This window comes from Vibrio variabilis (assembly GCF_003263785.1).
GTDB lineage: Bacteria > Pseudomonadota > Gammaproteobacteria > Enterobacterales > Vibrionaceae > Vibrio > Vibrio variabilis.
Map to the genome: position 1 here is coordinate 13,862 of NZ_JYJK01000093.1, position 18,683 is coordinate 32,544.

At 45.9% G+C, this 18,683-nt stretch carries 15 protein-coding genes and 5 pseudogenes; 13 read left to right on the top strand and 7 right to left on the bottom strand.

What is annotated here, in order from left to right; all coding sequences use genetic code 11:
• The first annotated feature begins 93 nt into the window (after positions 1–93).
• A pseudogene (locus TZ48_RS17345) lies at positions 94–2,435 on the top strand (ATP-binding protein).
• Between the two features lie 26 nt (positions 2,436–2,461).
• Positions 2,462–3,337, top strand: a complete 876-nt coding sequence (locus TZ48_RS17350) for a mechanosensitive ion channel family protein (protein ID WP_239670942.1) — start codon at positions 2,462–2,464, stop codon at positions 3,335–3,337.
• A gap of 36 nt (positions 3,338–3,373) precedes the next feature.
• Here the strand turns inward: TZ48_RS17350 and TZ48_RS17355 are convergent, their stop codons facing one another.
• Positions 3,374–3,778, bottom strand: a complete 405-nt coding sequence (locus tag TZ48_RS17355) for a YHS domain-containing (seleno)protein (protein WP_476723320.1) — start codon at positions 3,776–3,778, stop codon at positions 3,374–3,376.
• A 170-nt stretch (positions 3,779–3,948) separates the two neighbouring features.
• Here TZ48_RS17355 and TZ48_RS17360 point away from each other — a divergent pair, with 170 nt between their 5' ends.
• Together TZ48_RS17360 and TZ48_RS17365 are read left to right on the top strand one after the other, a co-directional pair.
• On the top strand, positions 3,949–4,128 hold the full coding sequence (locus TZ48_RS17360; RefSeq protein WP_112480084.1) for a hypothetical protein: 180 nt from the start codon (positions 3,949–3,951) through the stop codon (positions 4,126–4,128).
• A 191-nt stretch (positions 4,129–4,319) separates the two neighbouring features.
• A complete protein-coding gene (locus tag TZ48_RS17365; RefSeq protein ID WP_239670940.1) occupies positions 4,320–4,694 on the top strand; it encodes a thiamine-phosphate diphosphorylase in 375 nt (124 codons plus the stop codon).
• Between the two features lie 80 nt (positions 4,695–4,774).
• On the opposite strand, the pseudogene TZ48_RS17370 reads toward TZ48_RS17365, so the two are convergent.
• The 4 genes and pseudogenes from TZ48_RS17370 to TZ48_RS25930 all read right to left on the bottom strand — a co-directional run bounded on the left by TZ48_RS17370 (position 4,775) and on the right by TZ48_RS25930 (position 8,232).
• Positions 4,775–6,788: pseudogene (locus TZ48_RS17370) on the bottom strand (sensor histidine kinase).
• Positions 6,781–6,951: pseudogene (locus TZ48_RS26405) on the bottom strand (helix-turn-helix domain-containing protein); the annotation flags it as partial. The pseudogenes TZ48_RS26405 and TZ48_RS17370, both read right to left, overlap by 8 nt.
• A 174-nt stretch (positions 6,952–7,125) precedes the next feature.
• Positions 7,126–7,648: pseudogene (locus TZ48_RS26410) on the bottom strand (sigma 54-interacting transcriptional regulator); the annotation flags it as partial.
• On the bottom strand, positions 7,594–8,232 hold the full coding sequence (locus TZ48_RS25930; protein WP_275426454.1) for a sigma-54-dependent transcriptional regulator: 639 nt from the start codon (positions 8,230–8,232) through the stop codon (positions 7,594–7,596). The gene TZ48_RS25930 and the pseudogene TZ48_RS26410, both read right to left, overlap by 55 nt.
• A 305-nt stretch (positions 8,233–8,537) precedes the next feature.
• Here TZ48_RS25930 and TZ48_RS17380 point away from each other — a divergent pair, with 305 nt between their 5' ends.
• The 8 genes and pseudogenes from TZ48_RS17380 to TZ48_RS17415 all read left to right on the top strand — a co-directional run bounded on the left by TZ48_RS17380 (position 8,538) and on the right by TZ48_RS17415 (position 15,406).
• On the top strand, positions 8,538–9,329 hold the full coding sequence (locus TZ48_RS17380; protein ID WP_112480093.1) for an ABC transporter substrate-binding protein: 792 nt from the start codon (positions 8,538–8,540) through the stop codon (positions 9,327–9,329).
• Positions 9,329–10,026: pseudogene (locus tag TZ48_RS17385) on the top strand (ABC transporter permease). Before TZ48_RS17380 ends, TZ48_RS17385 begins: the two are co-directional and overlap by 1 nt.
• A 101-nt stretch (positions 10,027–10,127) precedes the next feature.
• The gene (locus tag TZ48_RS17390; RefSeq protein WP_112480085.1) at positions 10,128–10,850 is read left to right on the top strand and encodes an energy-coupling factor ABC transporter ATP-binding protein; all 723 of its coding nucleotides are present in this window, start codon (positions 10,128–10,130) and stop codon (positions 10,848–10,850) included.
• A complete protein-coding gene (gene mobA, locus TZ48_RS17395; protein ID WP_112480086.1) occupies positions 10,828–11,421 on the top strand; it encodes a molybdenum cofactor guanylyltransferase MobA in 594 nt (197 codons plus the stop codon). Before TZ48_RS17390 ends, mobA begins: the two co-directional genes overlap by 23 nt.
• Positions 11,422–11,437: 16 nt before the next feature.
• Positions 11,438–13,207: a bifunctional molybdopterin-guanine dinucleotide biosynthesis adaptor protein MobB/molybdopterin molybdotransferase MoeA gene (locus tag TZ48_RS17400; protein WP_239670943.1), complete on the top strand. Its 1,770-nt coding sequence runs from the start codon at positions 11,438–11,440 to the stop codon at positions 13,205–13,207.
• 40 nt (positions 13,208–13,247) lie between these two features.
• Positions 13,248–13,514, top strand: a complete 267-nt coding sequence (locus TZ48_RS17405; protein WP_042501483.1) for a DUF2960 domain-containing protein — start codon at positions 13,248–13,250, stop codon at positions 13,512–13,514.
• Between the two features lie 148 nt (positions 13,515–13,662).
• On the top strand, positions 13,663–14,679 hold the full coding sequence (locus tag TZ48_RS17410) for a DUF2817 domain-containing protein (RefSeq protein ID WP_112480088.1): 1,017 nt from the start codon (positions 13,663–13,665) through the stop codon (positions 14,677–14,679).
• A gap of 109 nt (positions 14,680–14,788) precedes the next feature.
• Positions 14,789–15,406 (top strand): alpha/beta fold hydrolase, encoded by a 618-nt coding sequence (locus TZ48_RS17415; protein WP_239670941.1) that lies wholly within the window; start codon positions 14,789–14,791, stop codon positions 15,404–15,406.
• Positions 15,407–15,767: 361 nt separating this feature from the next.
• On the opposite strand, the gene TZ48_RS17420 is transcribed toward TZ48_RS17415, so the two are convergent.
• Positions 15,768–16,403 (bottom strand): LysE family translocator, encoded by a 636-nt coding sequence (locus TZ48_RS17420; RefSeq protein WP_112480089.1) that lies wholly within the window; start codon positions 16,401–16,403, stop codon positions 15,768–15,770.
• A gap of 151 nt (positions 16,404–16,554) precedes the next feature.
• On the opposite strand from TZ48_RS17420, the gene TZ48_RS17425 reads away from it, so the two are divergent.
• A complete protein-coding gene (locus tag TZ48_RS17425) occupies positions 16,555–18,036 on the top strand; it encodes a carboxypeptidase M32 (RefSeq protein WP_112480090.1) in 1,482 nt (493 codons plus the stop codon).
• Between the two features lie 64 nt (positions 18,037–18,100).
• Here TZ48_RS17425 and TZ48_RS17430 read toward each other — a convergent pair whose 3' ends face one another.
• The gene (locus tag TZ48_RS17430; protein WP_112480091.1) at positions 18,101–18,619 is read right to left on the bottom strand and encodes a porin family protein; all 519 of its coding nucleotides are present in this window, start codon (positions 18,617–18,619) and stop codon (positions 18,101–18,103) included.
• Positions 18,620–18,683 lie beyond the last annotated feature (64 nt).

Sequence of the window (18,683 nt, forward strand, 5' to 3'; positions counted from 1 at the left end):
GTTTTTTCTGTTCTCCAGAGCAGAGCGCTAAGAGTCAAACTACACTAATAACAAATCACTAAGACTCAATCAGTTACGGGTGGGAAGCTGACAATGACAAAACAGATATTCTGGTTATGGTTGATGGTGATAACGCTGAGCTTCCCAAGCCACGCGCGCTGGGATTATCAAGACGATGCGCTACCCACTGCGTCAGAAGATGCGATCTCTTTGGAGCAAGAAATTTCGACTCTCCCAACAGCGATGTTTATGACGCCCCTGACATCAACAAAGTGCGGCGCCTACTCTCCTACACCTTAGATCAACAAGATCGCAGCATCATTGAGTTTAATGAAGCACTCGCCGTCTACAAAGATGAGCCAAGTGATGACCATTGGTTTGATGTTCAAAGTGACTATTTGACTTTAAACAGTTTAAGTTTGAGTAAACAGTCTTTATTGGAGCTGGCCTCAGAAAAGACCTTCTCTCAATTAACTGGCTTTGGTCCTGATGGCGTCACACAGTTCAAACAAGAGTGGCGCATTACTCAGCTCAACGCAGAATACTTCCTGTTCTTTCAGCTTCGCAGTCTCAAGACCCTTATTAGAGAAATATTCATCTCCCCTGTCCCCGTCATTTGGGTTGGCGTGCAGGTCTTTGTCATCTATTCGCTACTCATGTGGTGGTTAGCCAACCATCGCAGGTTATTTGAGCATTTCAAGGCATATGTCTCAACCTCAATGAATAAGCCTCCTATATGGGTGCGCTTGATCTGGTATTTAGGGCGTGCAAGTAAAGCTATCGCTTGGTTGATTGCCATTACCGTCTCTTTGCGAGTACTCAGCAGTATCGAAGCGCTTTCACAGCTTTACTACATCGAATTGTTTACTTGGTGGATATTAGGTGGATCTATTGCCATCTCCTTTATCCTTGAGTTTGTGCAGCGCAATAGTCTCGCCACCAATAAAACCGTGGCGGCACTGAGGCTGTCTACGGTTAGACGCTATGTGTGGAGCTTTATTGTTGTTGGCCTGGTTCTACAAATTGCCTCGCAGACACTTGGCAAGGGCACCATCTATTACTGGATAACCAGTGTCTTTTCTTTCTGGTTTGCCCTCATCACCCTTAGCGTCATCATCATGTGGAAACAGGTGGTGTTCGAATCGTTAGACAAGATCTCTGAAAAACCTATTATTGTTGTATGGGCTGCGGCGAGAAAAGACGTATTCATTATTGGATGGATCGCCACCGCTGTTGCGACTTTATGGATCGCTGTGCATCACTTGAAGAACCGTCTCATTGGTTTTTTGTCACGGTACACCATGTTCAACCAAGCTCTCACCTATTTGTTTAAGATTGAAGTCGCTAAACAAACTGGCAACAGCGCCGACGAAAACCTTGTACGTATTAAAGGTGATGCTGCGTTTGAATATATTCTTCCCGGTGATGACAGTAGCCCTCTGGTCGACTACGCGAAACAAGAAATACAACAACTTTCCAAATACCTGCTCACCAACAGTCCAGCGATCTGTATTGTTACCGGGGAGCGCGGTATCGGTGCTACCCGCTTGCTTACTCAAATTCTCAGCAAATTAAAAAACGCAGAGCCGATTTACATCAATTGCCCAAATTCCGGATACAACGATCTGCTGATGCACTTGGCGGTAAGTTTGGGGTTAGAAGAAGAAACCAGCGAAGTAAAAATTCTTAGCCACCTGAGAAAGAGTGACACTCACTATTTAATCGCGATTGATAACTGTCAGCGAATGGTGAAACCAAAGGTGGGAGGATTAAACGACTTAATTCGATTTACTAACCTACTTCGCCGATCCAAACAAAGTCATCGAGCAGTGTTCTCTATCGAAAAAGCCAGTTGGCGCTTTATCGATAGAGCGCGTGGCGAACGTTTGCTGTTCGACTGGGTCGCTTTTCTACCAAGATGGAACGAGGAGCAAATGTCTGCACTACTCGACAGTCGCATTAATCCTAATGTTAGCCACTCAGTAAGTTTCGAAGGGCTTGTCGTACCGAAACAGTGGGACAACGACAGTGAGTCTGAAGAAGATCGCGCGAAACAAGGCTTCTATCGTATTTTATGGCACTACTCAGACGGTAATCCTACGGTAGCACTAAGATTTTTCCGTTTCTCATTGAATCGAAACAAAGAAACGGAACAAGTTTCGGTGCGACTATTCCACGCTCCCGAATCAGAGGAGCTCGATAAAATGCCCAAACCTATGTTGGCTATATTGCGCTCCATCGTCCAGCTCGAATCCGCATCACCAGAAGATGTTTCTGATTGTACACAGCTCACCATTTCTGAAGTCATCGGTTCTCTCAGGTATTTCCAGAGCAGAGGCTATATTGAATGGCGCGAAGATAAGGCAAGGATTTCCGACCATTGGTTTCGACATATCACCAACGTATTAGACCGACAGCACTTACTGGTTAAGTAAGCAGTTCAATGAGGAATAAAATGATAATAAAGCGTTTACTCTTGCTGCCTTTGGCTTTGGTTGCATCCTTAACTTGGGCAAGTGAAGAGATCCCATCAGTGGATAGTATTACTCAGTTTGCCTCGCTCATTCGCTGGTCGGGTGTGCTGGCGAGTGTCCTGATCGTTATGGCGACGTGGCTGCTGATTAAGTTCATGAACTCTATGGTAGAAAGTATTGGCGGTCAGTTTGTTCAATATCGAATGCTACTGCAAAAGCTGCAATCCTTCCTACAGTTCTTTATTTACATGACCGCGGGCATTGTCGTTTTCATGCTCAGTTTTCGGATTAACGATCACATTCTCGCCCTGATTGGTGGGACATTAGCCGTATCTGTCGGCTTTGCGATGAAAGACCTCGCGGCATCGTTTATTGCAGGACTTACCGTGATGATAGACAGGCCATTCCAGGTTGGTGACCGCGTCACATTTGAAGGCAATTATGGTGATATTTTGACGATAGGTCTGCGCTCCGTTCGGATGCGAACCCTAAATGATGACATCATCACCATCCCAAACAACAAGTTCTTAAACGAAGTAACCGTCAGTGGTAACTATGGCGCGCTTGACATGCAGGTTGTGATTCCATTTTATGTAGGAATGAATGAAGATATCGTGTTGGCACGTAACTTAATCCAAGAAGCCGCGTCATCGAGTCGTTATATTCACCTACCCAAACCCGTCACCGTGCTCGTCAAACAGACCATTACCGATAACTATCTGGCGATCCAGCTAACATGCAAAGCCTATGTGGTGGATACCGCGTATGAAAAGCTATTCGAAACGGACATCACACTTCGGGTGATGAGCGAATTTCAAAAGCATGGTATCCATCCGCCACAGATAGCCGTTAAGAATGGTTAATCATTAGAACTCCTAGTGTAAGAGAAACTGACTTAATTATTGCTTCAAAAGGTTTGGCCAGTTTTGATCGGCGCTGGCAATGTTGCCTGGAATATCCTGCTGCCAGGTACTTTGCACTGACTTACTGTAATTAAGATACAGCTTATCGTGGTGTATATACCACGCAGTAGGGTCGATTTTTGCCGTATAGCCTTTACTCACTGCCCAGGCGCAGTAACCACCGTACTGGGGTGCGTAGCGGTCTGGATTGGCAGTGAACAAGTCTTGGTTTTGCTTGGATGAGAAGTACCAGGTCGCGTCATTCCATTCATAGGTGTAATCACCGTCACCTTTAACAGGCTTGCCTTGGGTAAAGTAAGCCACGGGATCATAGCCGCGAATCGCTTTACCAAAAAAGTCGCTATAAACAGGCTCGAGAGCATACGCACTGGTGGCCAACATCAGCCAAAGACATAGAGAAGCAAACAGTTTGTATAGTGGCATGGTCTCTCCTTGTTTTAAATACGTACCAGCATAAGTAGACAGGACGAGATAGGATTATCTTTCAGCTAAAACGGAATTTCGCTGCGTACTGTTAAGTCGAGAACAAAGACCCATCTCAGGAGGCAGTTATGAAGTGGTTTTGTATACTCGCGCTCACCATATCGAGCACTGCATTTGCAGGAGGCAACACAGGCGGTACCCCAACCGTTCCCTGCTGGGTGAATGGGGACTATCAAGGCAATATGTTGATAACCAAATGTTGGAATATGGGTGGTTTACCTAATAAAAAACGGTCAATGGAAAACTAAGCCACGCTCTTTGTGGCAATGACTCGTGGTGCTCACGTTCCAACTGGTCCAGTTAAAAATAATAATATTTGTCGTTTTCACAAAAACATCAAGTTGATACCTATTAGTGCGCTACCTACTATTCCACGCACGTAACGCTGCATTCATTACCCTTGAATGCAGCGTCGTTATAAAAATTTGGAGTAGTTGACTTGAACAAGTTATCACACATGAATGTCGATAGACTGGGTAAAGAGCGCCTTAAGCGTGAACATGACCTGATGATGCTAAACCGTGTTACCGACCGCGAATTCGAATCTAGAATGGCCATCTGGGATGCGCTTTCTCTAACAACGGCGCCTCTCGGTGAAGCGAAGCAGTTTATCGAAAATACCTTCAATAAACTTCAAAATGACATTTTCCAAGCGCGCAAAGAATTCACCATGAGCTTCAGTGATTTTGAAGTCATGGCGACCGAGGAGATTAACTACATTCGCGTTAATGTCGCTGATACCAAGTCTCAGAAAATTTGGTATGCCCTAATTACGGTAATGGTGCTTGGCACCGTTGCTATTTGTATGCAGTAAGTTTTTGTATGCAGTAGATTGATAGCACATATTAACCTATTGCTACAGATGAAAAACGCGAGGCTTACCTCGCGTTTTCTTTATGCACTCACCAACAGGTGATGGTCAGTTTTATTCGGTAGGTACAAAGTAAACTGACTGCCTTCCCCTTCCACTGACTGTACCTTTATCTCACCGCCGGTTTGACTCAAGATACTTTGCGAAACAGATAGACCAAGCCCAGTGCCGTCACGCTTTGTGGTAAAAAATGGGTCAAAAATACGCTTTAGATTACGCTTAGAGATACCGCACCCCTCATCAATGACGTGAATCAACGCGCCCACGCTCTCTTTGCCTTCAATCCAATCTTCGGTAAGTACTGTTAAGCGCCCTTTGCCATTCATTGCGTGGATAGCGTTCATTTGTAAGTTGACCAATATTTGCAGCAGTTGATGACGATTCACCTCTACTGGCGTTTTGGCATGCAAATCCACCACAAACTCAACATCGCGCTTTTTCGAGCCAGTGCGGACTAAGGTGACGCTTTCATCTACGATTGGATTCACGTGTTGCCAGGTGATTTCATCTTGAACGCCCCCTGACGACTGTATTGTAAAAGGCTTCTTGTGATATTTCTGATGCGGTCAATCTGCGCCAAAATAGCATCGACTTCCTCTTCGACACGATCGATGTCGGAGCCAAGCTCAAACTTAATCAGCTCCACGTTACCTAGAATTACCGCCGTCGGGTTATTTATCTCATGCGCAATACCCGCGGTCAGTTCACCTAACGCTGCTAGTTTCTCATTGATAACGAGTTTATCCCGAGTTTGATTAAGAAGTTGAATGTGGAGTTCTAGCTGCTCAGTTTTCTCTTTGAGGCTAGCGGTGCGAGAATGAACCTTGGCCTCAAGTTCATGAGCCGCTTCTTGGATTTGTTCATTTCGATGTTGAAGCTGATTGAGCATATTGTCGAACTGAGTGGCGAGCTGACTTAGTTCGTGCTTTGAGTTCAAGCCCAGCTCACCAATACGTTCCTCATCCTTGCCAAGCTGCACCATTTTGACAACGCGATGAATTTGCTCAATCGGTCGGAAGAGATCTCTTGCCCCCGATACACAATGAACCCTGAAATCAGTAATAGCGACAAAATGATGGCGGTGACTTCGCCTAGGTTAGTGATATAGGTTTTAATCAAAGGCCAGACTAAGTACCCAGTGTAGGTGATGCCCACTGTATTACCATGCCAATCCACAATGGGGTTGTAACCAGCGATATACCAAGAATCATAAACAAACGCTTTATCAATCCAAATCTCACCGCGCTCTAATACTGCCTCCCTAACCTGCTCAGACACGACCGTACCCAGCGCACGTCTTCCTTCGTAGGAGTCCTCCATAAATACGTTGGTCGCGATCCGCAGGTCATCAAGAAACAGCGTCACCGTGCCCTTGTAGCTATGACTAGAATAGATAGTGCTCTTTATCTCATCGACAAGCGCCAAATTATTGTTCATCAGCACGCCACCATCGAGGTAACCAAGTAACTTGCTATTGAAGTCATACACGGCAGTCACTGTCCGACTCACAAGAGCGCGAGTTTCATTGATATGCTTAGCTTGATGCCATACTTCTGCATGGTCAGAGAGCATAGGATCAATGGCGGTGGCTTGCGTACGCGACAGCACATCGAAAAAGCTCTTTTGGGTCGCCATCTGCGCATAATCGGTTAGATTGCTGATTTGTTGCTTAGGTATCCAACGCAAGTAATCCAGGCTATAACGCTCACGTTGAGAACTGACCCAAGAATCAAATTCATCATGGGTTTGTAGATGGTCTAAACGGGTTCGAAACTCATAAGAGGAAGCAAACGCATCCAAATGGTCGTACTGTCGGGTTTGCAAGCTTTCAATCTTGTCTTCAACGATGTTAAGGCGCTCTCCCACATCGACCAATGCACTTTGCCAAGTGTAATGCACCGACCAATAAGCAGTGATGCCAAACAACGCAATCAAGGTCAAAAATATTGGCGCTGAAGTGAGAAACAATAAGCGATATCGCACCATCGAAGTAATACGATAACGCCACTTGCTGATAAAGCGATTTTCTCTATTCATCGAACCCGCTCTCGTCCCACTCTTTGTATTTACGCTCCAAAGTCTTACGGGCAACGCCAAGATCACGTGATGCTGCAGATTTATTACCGGAGTGGAAGTCCACCACTTGCTGAATATGGGACTTTTCAACGTCCTTTAATGACCAAGAATTTGGATAACCAAAATCGCCTTCAACGACTTCGCTGGTATTTGGCATCGTGGTGAGATCGTTAACCGACATAGTGATGGATGTATTCACCGTACCACCTTTCATTTCATTGAAATGGTGAGCGGGCGGTTTATTAAGCAAAATGCAGCGCTCTAACATATTTTTAAGCTCTCGCACGTTGCCAGGCCAATCGTAGTCTTGCATCGCATGCATATCCTCATGTGCCCATTTGGGCTCTACAACACCCAGCTCTCTCGACAATTGGCGAGTAAAAAATGGCACAAGATCGGATAGGTCGGCAAGACGCTGTCTTAGTGCTGGCACATCTATCTTAAGTACATTCAATCGATAGAAAAGGTCTTCACGAAACTCGCCGCTGGCCACTTGCTCACGCAGATTTCGGTTAGTTGCAGCAACAACGCGAACATCAATACTGATCTCTTTCTCGGTACCAACGGGTCTAACAGTGCGCTGCTCTAGTACCCTCAATAATGATGCCTGCATTGCTAATGGCATCTCTCCAATCTCATCAAGGAATAATGTCCCCCGCTTGCCACGCGAAACAGACCTTCTCGCTTTTCTTCGCGCCAGTAAAAGCGCCTGCGGCATGCCCGAAGAGCTCACTCTCCAATAGCTCCGGCGCTAAAGCACCGCAGTTCACCGCGACAAAAGGGCCTTGTCTTTGACTGGCACTATGAATACCTCTTGCCACCAACTCTTTACCGGTACCCGATTCCCCTCAATCAATACTGACGCACGTGATGGCGCATATTGGGTGATCAGTTGCTTCAATTGCTTGGTTTTCTCAGAGCTACCAATTAAGTCTTTGCTAACACGGCGGCTGATGTCATGGCTAAGCGCCAAGTTCATTCTTTCTGTCAAACGCTTGTCCATACAGCGTTTAACCGCCTGTAGCATTTGCTCCAAATTGAAAGGCTTTAAAATAAAATCGGATGCGCCAAGCTTTAACGCGCTGATTGCGACTTCCAAGTCCGCATAGCCCGTCATAAATATCACATCGGCTCTTCGTTCTTGATCGTTAAACGCTTCTTTCCATTCAATACCAGAGCGGCCAGGAAGATTGATATCAAGGATGATCAGATCATAGTGATTCTGGATACGAAGGCTTTCTGCTTCTTCTACACTATTCGCTGTATCAACGTGGCCAAAGCCTTTACTGAGCGCCTTTTTAAGTACGGTTTGCATGCCAACTTCATCATCGACAACAAGCACCGAGAAAGCCAAATAAGGCGAAGATTGTTGGTTGGGGACATCAGAGGTTTGAAATAAAGTCATAAAGCGTTGTTATTGTTCCTATTTGAGACAGAGTGTACCAATCTATTGCAAAACATCATGAGTAAAAGTGCGACATTTTGTCCCAGCTCAAATTAATTGTAGTTTACCCTATGAAATTTTTAGCAAAATGTCGCACTTTGCCTCTTTTTTCCTATGGAAATTGTGGCATTGTCTTTGCTTAAGGATAGAGCTCGTAAAGAGCACATGGTTTTACGATAAAAACAACAATGGACAATACTATGACCACCTCTCTATCAATTGCCTCTCGTTTGAAGGCTCCTCAATTAATAGTGACTGCAGTATCGATGGCAACACTGTCTGTTTCGGCTTATGCAGACAATGGCGAACAATCCCGAGTCCGCCTCGCTACCACCACGAGTACGTATCACTCAGGACTACTTGACTACCTATTGCCGGAATTTACCCAAGAGACCGGTTACCAAGTGGATATCATCGCGGCGGGTACCGGAAAATCACTCAAAATGGGTGAAAATGGCGACGTGGATGTCGTCATGACCCACGCTCCCAAAGCAGAAGCGAGCTTTGTCGAATCTGGCTTTGGCATTGAACCTCGCAGCGTCATGTACAACGATTTTGTCATTGTGGGTCCAGAGAAAGATCCAGCAGACATTCACGACCAAAAAAGCATTGAAGAAGTCTTTGATCATATTGCCAAAACCAATTCGATTTTCATTTCACGCGGTGATGATTCAGGCACACACAAGAAAGAGCTGCAGATTTGGAAGCAAACCAAGATTGAACCTGACTTTGGCGGCTATCGCTCTGTAGGCCAAGGAATGGGGCCAACACTCAATATGGCGTCAGAAATGCAAGGCTACACCATGACCGACCGTGGCACCTGGCTTGCTTATCAAGCTAAACTTGATTTAACCGTCCTTTTCCAAGGTGATAAGCAATTGTTCAACCCTTACCAGGTCATCGTGGTCAACCCGGAGCGTTACCCTACTCTCAATACTAAAGGTGCTCGCGCACTCAGCGATTGGCTGGTATCAGAAAAGGGACAATCGATGATCAATAACTACCGCAAAATGGGCGAACAACTGTTTGTCGCTGATGCTGAGAAAAACAACAGTTAATGAGCATTACCGAAACAACAATGGAGGCGCTAAGCTCCTATTTAGCCTAGACAGAGACCTGTGGCGCATTGTGGCTGTCTCGTTCAGTGTATCCATCTCTGCGGTCTCTCTAGTCGTGCTGCCAGCGATTATCGCCTCTTACTTTTTGGCTTACACCAATTTTCCGGGTAAGTGGTTTTTGTTATCTCTTGTTAATACCATGCAAGCCATCCCAACGGTGGTGATCGGTCTGCTGTTATATATGCTGCTATCTCGTTCAGGACCACTGGGTGATTGGGAAATGCTGTTTACGCAGCGAGCCATGATCGTTGGACAGATCTTAATTTGTTTCCCTGTGTTGGTCTCTATGATGCACGGCGCGCTGCAAAGTACCGACAAACGTGCACTTGAAACCTCCGTCACGCTGGGCGTATCACGTACTCGCACCCTCATGACCTTGATTTGGGAGTCGCGTTTTCCACTGATGGCAGCGGTCGTTGCCGGATTTTCACGCATTGTGACCGAAGTGGGCTGCTCAATGATGGTAGGCGGTAATATTATGGGACTCACAAGAAACATCCCTACGGCTATCGCGATGGAAAGTCATAAAGGCGCATTTGCTCAAGGTGTCGCTCTTGGCATCGTCCTCCTCGTGTTGGCTCTAGTACTCAACTTCCTACTGTCTTCGATGCGAGGTAAAGGCGTACTTCGAACCTAGACAGTTTATACCTAGACAAGCCTGAGTTTGCCTCTCAGGAAAAACGTCAGTTTTTGACACTCAAACTATAATTAATCCAAGACACTGCTTAAGGGATAACAATGACAATACAACTAAAAGCAAAGCAGGTTTCGATGCGGTTTAAAGATCGTGTTCTTTTTCATATTCCCAGCCTCACGATTGGTCCTAATGAAGCGGTGTACCTAAAAGGTGACAACGGCGTTGGTAAAACAACACTACTTAAAATTTTAGCAGGGCTTCTCAAGCCCACTTCTGGCAAGATTGAGCCTCGTAGTCATTCTATTGTTTCACGGCTATTCAGTGGTTCAGGCCGTAAAGACGTCATCTATCTTCATCAATCACCTTACTTGTTTGATGGCACTGTCTATCAAAATGTTGTCTATGGTATCAAACACAAACGCATCGATATTCACGATAAGCGCGCCGCAGTCATTTCCGCGCTGCGACTTGTTGGTTTAGAGACGCTAGCGGATGAGCATGTATCAGTATTGTCTGGCGGCGAAAAACAGCGAGTTGCGATGGCAAGGGCGTGGGTATTAAAACCGTCTATATTGTTGATGGATGAACCTAGCGCCTCTCTCGATCAAGAGTCCATTGAGCGCTTAGTTTTTATGGCGCAAGACCTATTAGAACACGGTTCAAGCATCGTGGTGACCAGCCATCAGACCAACGCCCTTACGCGCTTGTGTCGAAAACAATGGTGGATTAAAGACTGCACCTTGATAGAATCACCGCTGCTTCAGATCATCGATAAAAAACAGAAAGATAAAGAGAGTATTTATGTTGCATCCAACTCAGACTAGTTGGGTTATTCTTGCTGGTGGACAAGCTTCTCGCATGGGAGGCAATGACAAAGGGTTAATTGAGTTCAACGGCAGGCCACTTATTGAACATGTGATTGAACGCCTTAGCGCGCAAACCGATGACATCACTATTAATGCCAACCGAAACCAAGAGCGTTATCAACAATACGCACCGGTTATCAGCGACTCGTATCCTGATTATCCCGGACCTTTGGGTGGCATACATGCCGGACTGAAAGATTCAAATTCAGATTGGGTTGGTTTTGTACCTTGTGACAGTCCATTTATTGATGCTGCGGTCGTCGAGCGATTCTGCCAATCCGTGACTGAGCAATCCGACATCCTAGTGGCTCACGACGGAGATTTTCATCAACCCGTATTCACTATGTTTCATAAGCGAGTGCTTCCAAAACTAGAAGCCTTTTTGGAACGTGGCGATCGCAAAATTATCTTGCTCTATAAAGAGTGCCACACCGACTATGTCGACTTCTCAGACAGTCCCGAGTGTTTTGTGAACCTCAATACGCCAGAAGAATTGGCGAAACTTGCGACATCAAACGATCATCATTAAAGAGCGCACTATGACCATTAAGTCTATCAACAATGTTCCCCTTCTCGGTTTTGCAGCCTACAGTGGTACCGGTAAAACCACGTTACTTGAAGCCTTGTTGCCAAAGCTAACAGAAACTGGCCTGCGCATCGGTGTATTAAAACACGCTCACCACAATTTTGATGTCGATAAGCCGGGTAAAGACAGTTACCGCTTAAGAAAAGCGGGGGCGAGCCAGATGCTGATTTCATCTCGCTACCGTCACGCACTTATGACTGAAACACCGGACTCTGAAGCGGATTTTGAACACTTACTATCGCGATTTGACCATCAAGCACTCGATCTTATTTTGGTCGAAGGCTGTAAAAATATCGCTTTTCCAAAGATTGAGCTCAACCGCCATGTAGTCGGAAAACCTTGGCTACATCCAAGTGATGACAACATCATCGCAATAGCGTCTGATAGTGAGCTTGATGTTGCAATCCCAACCATGAGCATCAATGATCTCGATGCCATCAAACAGTTCATCTTAGATTATGCAAAATCTCGCAATGCAAGTTCACCGGCCGCGGCCTGTTGCGACACACTCTCTCCTGCATTTTTATCAGTCGTGCAAGGACAGCAAAAGATATTAGAAGCGATTTCTCCTATTAATGCGACAGAGACTATCGCACTGGAACGCGCCTACGGACGCGCACTGGCCGAAGATATCAGCTCGCCAATCAATGTTCCGGCTTACACCAATTCGGCAATGGATGGTTACGCTATTCGTGGAGAAGACATTGGTCATGACCAATTTGACGTAGTCGCAAGTATTATGGCTGGGCACGGTTACGACAAAACTCTGACAAAAGGCCAAGCCGCCCAAATAATGACAGGTGCACCGATGCCTGACGGCGCAGATACCGTGGTCATGCGTGAACAAGCGATCGTAGATGGTGAGCGTGTTGGTTTCGCTAATGCCTCGATTAAACAGGGACAAAATGTCCGTCAGGCTGGAGAAGATTTGGCGATAGGTCAAGCTGTGTTCACCTCAGGGACATTACTGCAAGCACCAGAGATGGGTATGATTGCCTCTTTAGGTATGAATACCGTCAGCGTAAAACGTGCACTGCGCGTTGCCGTATTCTCGACCGGTGATGAAGTACAAGCGCCAGGTACACCGCTTAATGCTAACTCCATTTACGACTCAAACCGATATACCATTATGGCCATGCTTCAAAAGCTTGGTTGTGAGATCGTTGACCTGGGTATTCTAGAAGATAACGAAGCCGTTATGGAGAATGCTATTGTTGAGGCAAGCAAGAGTGCGGATCTCATTATTACCTCCGGCGGCGTCTCGGTGGGTGATGCCGACTTCATCAAAAATGTTCTAGAGAAACGTGGCAGTGTCGATTTCTGGCGTATTAATATGCGACCAGGTCGCCCGCTTGCATTTGGTGATATCAGTGATGTGCCATTTTTTGGTCTTCCAGGCAATCCTGTTGCCGTCATGGTGTCGTTTATTAACTTTGTGGAGCCTGCCATTAAGAAAATGCAGGGAGTATCGGAGTTTGAACCACTCAAGGTATCAGCAGTCGCGACAGAATCGCTGCGTTCTCGTCAGGGGCGCACAGAGTTCAGCCGTGGGGTCTACGAAATCGATAACATTACTGGGCAATTAAGTGTTAAAACAACGGGCAAACAAGGCTCTGGTATTCTTCGTTCAATGAGTGAAGCAAACTGTCTGATTGAAATAGCTCCGCATATCGATACAGTAAAACCCGGTGAAAGCGTGACAATCATCCCGCTTCAAGGCAGAATCTAGCGCTCAGATTTGTCAGGCATCAAATACAATAGGTAATACCATGGCTCGTACCATCATCTACGAATACAAAAACGAAGAGAAAACACTCACGTTTTCTTATCAACAGCACCGTAATATCCATGAGGCGGTAGCAGAAGCAGAAGGGATCGACCTGACAGAGTTCCTGAAAATGGAACAGCAAATCGAAGCCATTTCTGATACCAAAGCGGTTCGTAACTATCGCGATAATCACTTTAAAAAACTTGGTTTTGGTAAGATCACGCTCAAGCCGAAAGAGAATTTTGGTGTTGGCAAAAAGCCAATGTAAACGCCTTATAGGCTCTCTAATCAAACATCCCCAAACACCGAGCTTTCGCTCGGTGTTTTTTCACTCGTCATAAATCCTTCACGACACTCTCAGTTTCGCCGCGCTAAACTCATACTAACGTCCTGAAATGCGTGGTATTTAACAAGTCATGTTTGCTGCAACGCCAAGAGAGCTAGGTCATATCCAAGAGTATGCCGAGCGCTACTCTGAACTATCACTCTCAACTCTAACACATATAGAGCATCAAGGTTTTGAGATGCCAGTACAGCAGCTCTCTTTTGGCTCTAGTCATCCCACTGCACCCTGTTTGATCCTTACAGGATCGATTCATGGCGTAGAGCGCATCGGTAGCCAAATCATCTTGGCGTTTATTAGGAGCCTGCTAAAACGTCGCCAATGGGACAGCCAATTGAATGAGACACTTAATAAAATCCGTATCCTTACCGTGCCCGTAGTGAACCCCTGGGGCGTCGCCCTAAAAACGCGCTCCAATCATCGTGGGGTGGACTTAATGCGCAATGCGCCTATCAACGCCAGTAACCCTCGCTACCAACTGTATGCAGGTCAAAGCATTAGCCCAAAACTACCTTGGTATCGAGGGAACAGTTCCAAAATGGAACAAGAGCTAGTCGCCCTTTCAAACAGCATTCTAAAGACCACACAATCCGCGTCATCAACTATCGTGCTCGATTTACATAGTGGCTTTGGTACTCGAGATCGATTGTGGTTTCCATTTGCCCACCACAACCGTCCGCCAGAAACACTGCATCAGTTCTACTTAATTTACTCACAGTTTCGCAAAAGCTTCCCGCATTACGAACTGTATCAGTTTGAACCTCAATGGCACCAATACACGACACATGGTGATTTTTGGGACTGGATGTACCTGCGCCACTATCAACAAGCGACCTCTCCGTTCGTCCCACTCACATTAGAACTGGGGTCTTGGCTCTGGGTTAAAAAGAACCCAATGCAATTGCTGAGCTTTAGCCAATTATTTCATCCCACTAAGCCACACCGAATTAAACGCGTACAAAGAAGACACAGCACACTTCTAAGCTATTTAATGCAAGTTTTGTATAATGAGTTGTTAACACAGGTAAGTGACAATGACCGGCTGATGCTGACGAATAAGGCAAAAAAATTATGGTACCCATCGTCTTAGTGAGAGGTTTATTACGTGAAGCGGGTCACTGGCATTTAATGGTAGATGCATTAAAACGCTTGATGACGAGCTACTCATCATAACGCCCAATGTGCCGGGAAATGGCTGTTTGTATCACCAGACCAGCCCGATGAGTATAGAGCAGATGCTTGATCCCTTGCTCGAACAAATTCCCCAACAAATCGAACGTTATCACGTGGTCGCCATATCCATGGGGTCTATGTTGGCGTCTCATTGGGCGCATCTAGATAGCAATAAAGTTGCCAGTTTAACGCTCATCAATCCAAGCTTTGCCCGATACAGTCCAATCCATGACCGCTTTAATCTGCAAGCGATTCCAAAACTCCTGATGGCTAGGCTTCGCGGTCGAGAGTGCTTTGAAAAAGCGATTCTAGATATCACCTTTCCTGATCATGTCACTAACCCGAGTATTTTGGCCTACCACCTTGCCCTAAACAGCAAGCACCCGGTTCGGTTTAGCAATGCGCTGCGTCAGTTAATAGCGGCAGCTAAGTTTGTCGGTCCGAGTCAGCCTCCACCCTGTCCTACTCAGGTTATTACCAGTAAGCATGATAAGTTGGTACGTAGCCGAGCCGGACAAGCTGTCGCCGATAGTTGGAATGTCCACCATCGTTCGTTTTATAGTGATGCTCACGATTTACCAGCCGACTCACCCAACGAGCTTGCCGACTATTTGTATCAATGGCTAAAAAAATTGAAACTCTAATGGAACTTGTGGCGCAAAAAGGCAACTAAATTCTCATTGAACCGCTACTATGCGTTAAATGCTGAACGACTACCGGATCACGATGATTAGAACCCCAGTTACATTCGCTCTAGCTGCTAGTTTACTTTTAACTTTGGCTGCTGCGCCACTCATAACGAGTTCGCTTCAGAAGCAGCTCTCCACGACCATAACCAGCAAGCACGTGATTTTTGTAAACAGCTCAATGACGGAGCGGAGTATTATCAGTGCTTTGACCAATACATTTTAAAAGCATCGTCAGTCACCGTTCACAAGTTGAATGCCACCCAGCGCTCACTGCAAAAAGCAATAGAAACTCGTTCAAGTTAAGATTGGAGCCTGATTAGACCGCAGGCTCCTCCATCAACAGCTTCACGCCCAGTCCAATCAAAACGGCGCCCGTAGTCGCCTCCATCCAACGTGTAAATTTCGCACTCTTTAACAGAGATTTAGCCGAATTTAACATCCCAGACAAACCGCACTGCCAAAGCATAGCAATAACAAAATGGATCGTCGCCATTAGCATCGATTGTGCGAATGGAGAGTATTCTGGGTTAATAAATTGTGGGAGAAAGGCAAGATAAAACACTGCGGTTTTAGGGTTGAGAACATTAGACAGGAAACCTTCACGAAGCGAGCGCTTTCCCGAAACTTTGTTCACTACCGAGTGTTCAACAGCCATAGAAGAGGCGTGTTTAAGTGAACGCAAACTAGAAAGTCCTAGCCAAATTAGATAGGCCGCACCAATCCCTTTAACTAGAGAAAACAGCTCTGCAGATTGCGTCAAAACAACCGAAATACCGAGTGCAGAAAACGTTGCATGAACAAACAGTCCTAGGCAAATCCCTAAACTCGTGACAGCACCATCCCGGAATCCACCACGTGTTGTATTTCGAATAACCAACGCAGTGTCCAGTCCAGGGGTTAATGTGAGGATAGTGATGGCGACAATAAACGCTTCAAAGTTTTGAATATGCATAGTTGATAACTGTGTTCTAGGACAATACCCCGATTCTGCTTTAACTCGCCGCAAAAAGCGAATGTCTTTTGAGCGTTATATAGCATTAACCTTTTCGCAACTCATTGTTAATGTTAACGTATAGCCCTCGTTCATACGATAGGTCACAGACATGGAATACTACAATAAACTGGTTGAACACTATAAAACGATTGCTAATTTTGGCCACCTTTCGTCTATTTGTGGCTGGGACGCCGCAGCTATGATGCCCTCTGGTGGCAATCAAGCTCGCTCAGAAGCGATGGCGCAGCTATCTTTACACATCCACCAACTTTCTACTGCACCACAGCTCGGTGAATGGCTTGACAAAGCAGAGTCTGAATCACTCGATGCAATGCAAATTGCCAGTCTTTCTGAAATGAAACGACAGTGGCGTTTAACGACAGTGGTCCCAGAAGATCTTGTCAAAGCTAAGTCACTCGCTGGCTCTAAGTGTGAGCATGCCTGGCGCACTCAGCGCGGTGAAAATGACTGGGACGGCTTTTGCTCTAACTTTGAAGAAGTTGTAAACCTATCACAGCAAGAAGCTCAAATTCGCGCAGAACAAGCCGGGCTAACACCCTATGATGCTATGCTCGACATCTATGAACCTGGAGTGAACACAGCTCAGCTCGATGCTTTGTTTGGCGATCTCATCTCATGGTTGCCAGATCTAACTCAACAAGTCATTGAAAAGCAAAAGTCTGAATCGGTTTATACCACACAAGAAAGTTACTCGACCGCTCAGCAAAACGCGCTTGGTTTAGAAGTCATGAAGCTGCTGAACTTTGATTTTGAGCACGGCCGCCTTGATATTAGCTCACACCCATTCTGCGGCGGGGTCCCGCAAGACGTTCGTATAACGACCAGATACGATGAATCTGATTTCGTTCAGTCTTTAATGGGTATTGTCCACGAAACTGGCCACGCTCGCTATGAACAAGGTCTACCAACAGCCTACGCTGGCTTACCAGTTGGTGAAGCGCGCTCAATGGGCATCCATGAATCGCAATCGTTGTTTTTTGAAATGCAGTTAGGTCGAAGTGACGGCTTCATTCAGCACCTATCACCTTTGGCACAAAAGCACTTTGCTTCCAATGACACTAAGGTGTTTGAACCAAATAACCTGCAAAAAATCTACACCCGAGTTCAGCCGGGTTACATCCGCGTAGACGCTGATGAGCTCACCTACCCTGCTCACGTGATCCTCCGCTATGAAATTGAACGTGATCTTATGAACGGCAAGATTTCATATAAAGATATCCCCGAGCTGTGGGATCAAAAAATGCAGCAGTACCTGGGTTTGTCGACAAAAGGCAACTACAAAGATGGCTGCATGCAAGATATTCACTGGACAGATGGCGCATTTGGCTACTTCCCTTCGTATACTCTTGGTGCGATGTATGCGGCACAGTTTATGGCCGCTATGAAGCAAACCGTTAATGTCGATGAAGCGATTAAGAGCGGTAACCTTAACCCGATTTTCACTTGGTTAAGTGACAATATTTGGTCAAAAGGCAGCTCACTGTCAACAGAAGAACTCGTGAAGCAAGCAACAGGTGAAACATTGAATGCAGCGCACTTCCAATCCCATTTAAGAAGCCGTTATTTGTAATACCACAAACAACAAAGGCGACATCTCTGTCGCCTTTGTACATCTTAACCACGAAAGGTAACGCTTAGAAAATATGAAGCGTTGCGTTGATGGTGAAGCTGTCTAGATCTTTATCGTTTGAGAACGACGTCTTAATGCCGTTGAAACGCTGCCAGCTTGCGCCCACAGAAAGCATGTCTGTTACAAAGTACTCAGCACCTACACCGTACATAAAATCAGTACCGCTGTCGCTGCCGTTTAGATTGCCTTTATAGTCTGCATTGTAGTAATGGAAACCACCTTTTGCGTATAGCTGGATTGGACCAATATCGATACTTGGCTTCAGTGCCGCATACCATGAACCAAGCTCTGCATAGCCTGAGCTACCATTACTTGCACTCATATCGTAGTTACCGTGCTTCCAGTAACCACCTTCAACACCAATGATAGGTAGGATACCAGTACCTACATGGAAACCCATTGGTGTGTCGCTGTTACCATTGTAGTCTGCACGACCTGCAGAAACACCACCATACAACCAAGCATCTGCAAATGCAGATGTTGAGGCACCAACAAGCGCAAGCGCTAAAAGTGTCTTTTTCATTTGTAACCTTCTTGTTTAATAGAATGCGGCGAATCCAATCAAAGCCACCGCGGAGCTTTATATA

Excerpts from the sequence above, each read along its gene's own strand:
- TZ48_RS17420 (WP_112480089.1), bottom strand. The coding sequence starts at position 16,403 with ATGCATATTCAAAACTTTGAAGCGTTTATTGTCGCCATCACTATCCTC.
- TZ48_RS17430 (WP_112480091.1), bottom strand. The coding sequence starts at position 18,619 with ATGAAAAAGACACTTTTAGCGCTTGCGCTTGTTGGTGCCTCAACATCT.
- TZ48_RS17360 (WP_112480084.1), top strand. The coding sequence starts at position 3,949 with ATGAAGTGGTTTTGTATACTCGCGCTCACCATATCGAGCACTGCATTT.
- TZ48_RS17390 (WP_112480085.1), top strand. The coding sequence starts at position 10,128 with ATGACAATACAACTAAAAGCAAAGCAGGTTTCGATGCGGTTTAAAGAT.
- TZ48_RS17380 (WP_112480093.1), top strand. The coding sequence starts at position 8,538 with ATGGCAACACTGTCTGTTTCGGCTTATGCAGACAATGGCGAACAATCC.
- TZ48_RS17405 (WP_042501483.1), top strand. The coding sequence starts at position 13,248 with ATGGCTCGTACCATCATCTACGAATACAAAAACGAAGAGAAAACACTC.
- TZ48_RS17355 (WP_476723320.1), bottom strand. The coding sequence starts at position 3,778 with ATGTTGGCCACCAGTGCGTATGCTCTCGAGCCTGTTTATAGCGACTTT.
- TZ48_RS17410 (WP_112480088.1), top strand. The coding sequence starts at position 13,663 with ATGTTTGCTGCAACGCCAAGAGAGCTAGGTCATATCCAAGAGTATGCC.
- TZ48_RS17425 (WP_112480090.1), top strand. The coding sequence starts at position 16,555 with ATGGAATACTACAATAAACTGGTTGAACACTATAAAACGATTGCTAAT.
- mobA (WP_112480086.1), top strand. The coding sequence starts at position 10,828 with ATGTTGCATCCAACTCAGACTAGTTGGGTTATTCTTGCTGGTGGACAA.
- TZ48_RS25930 (WP_275426454.1), bottom strand. The coding sequence starts at position 8,232 with ATGACTTTATTTCAAACCTCTGATGTCCCCAACCAACAATCTTCGCCT.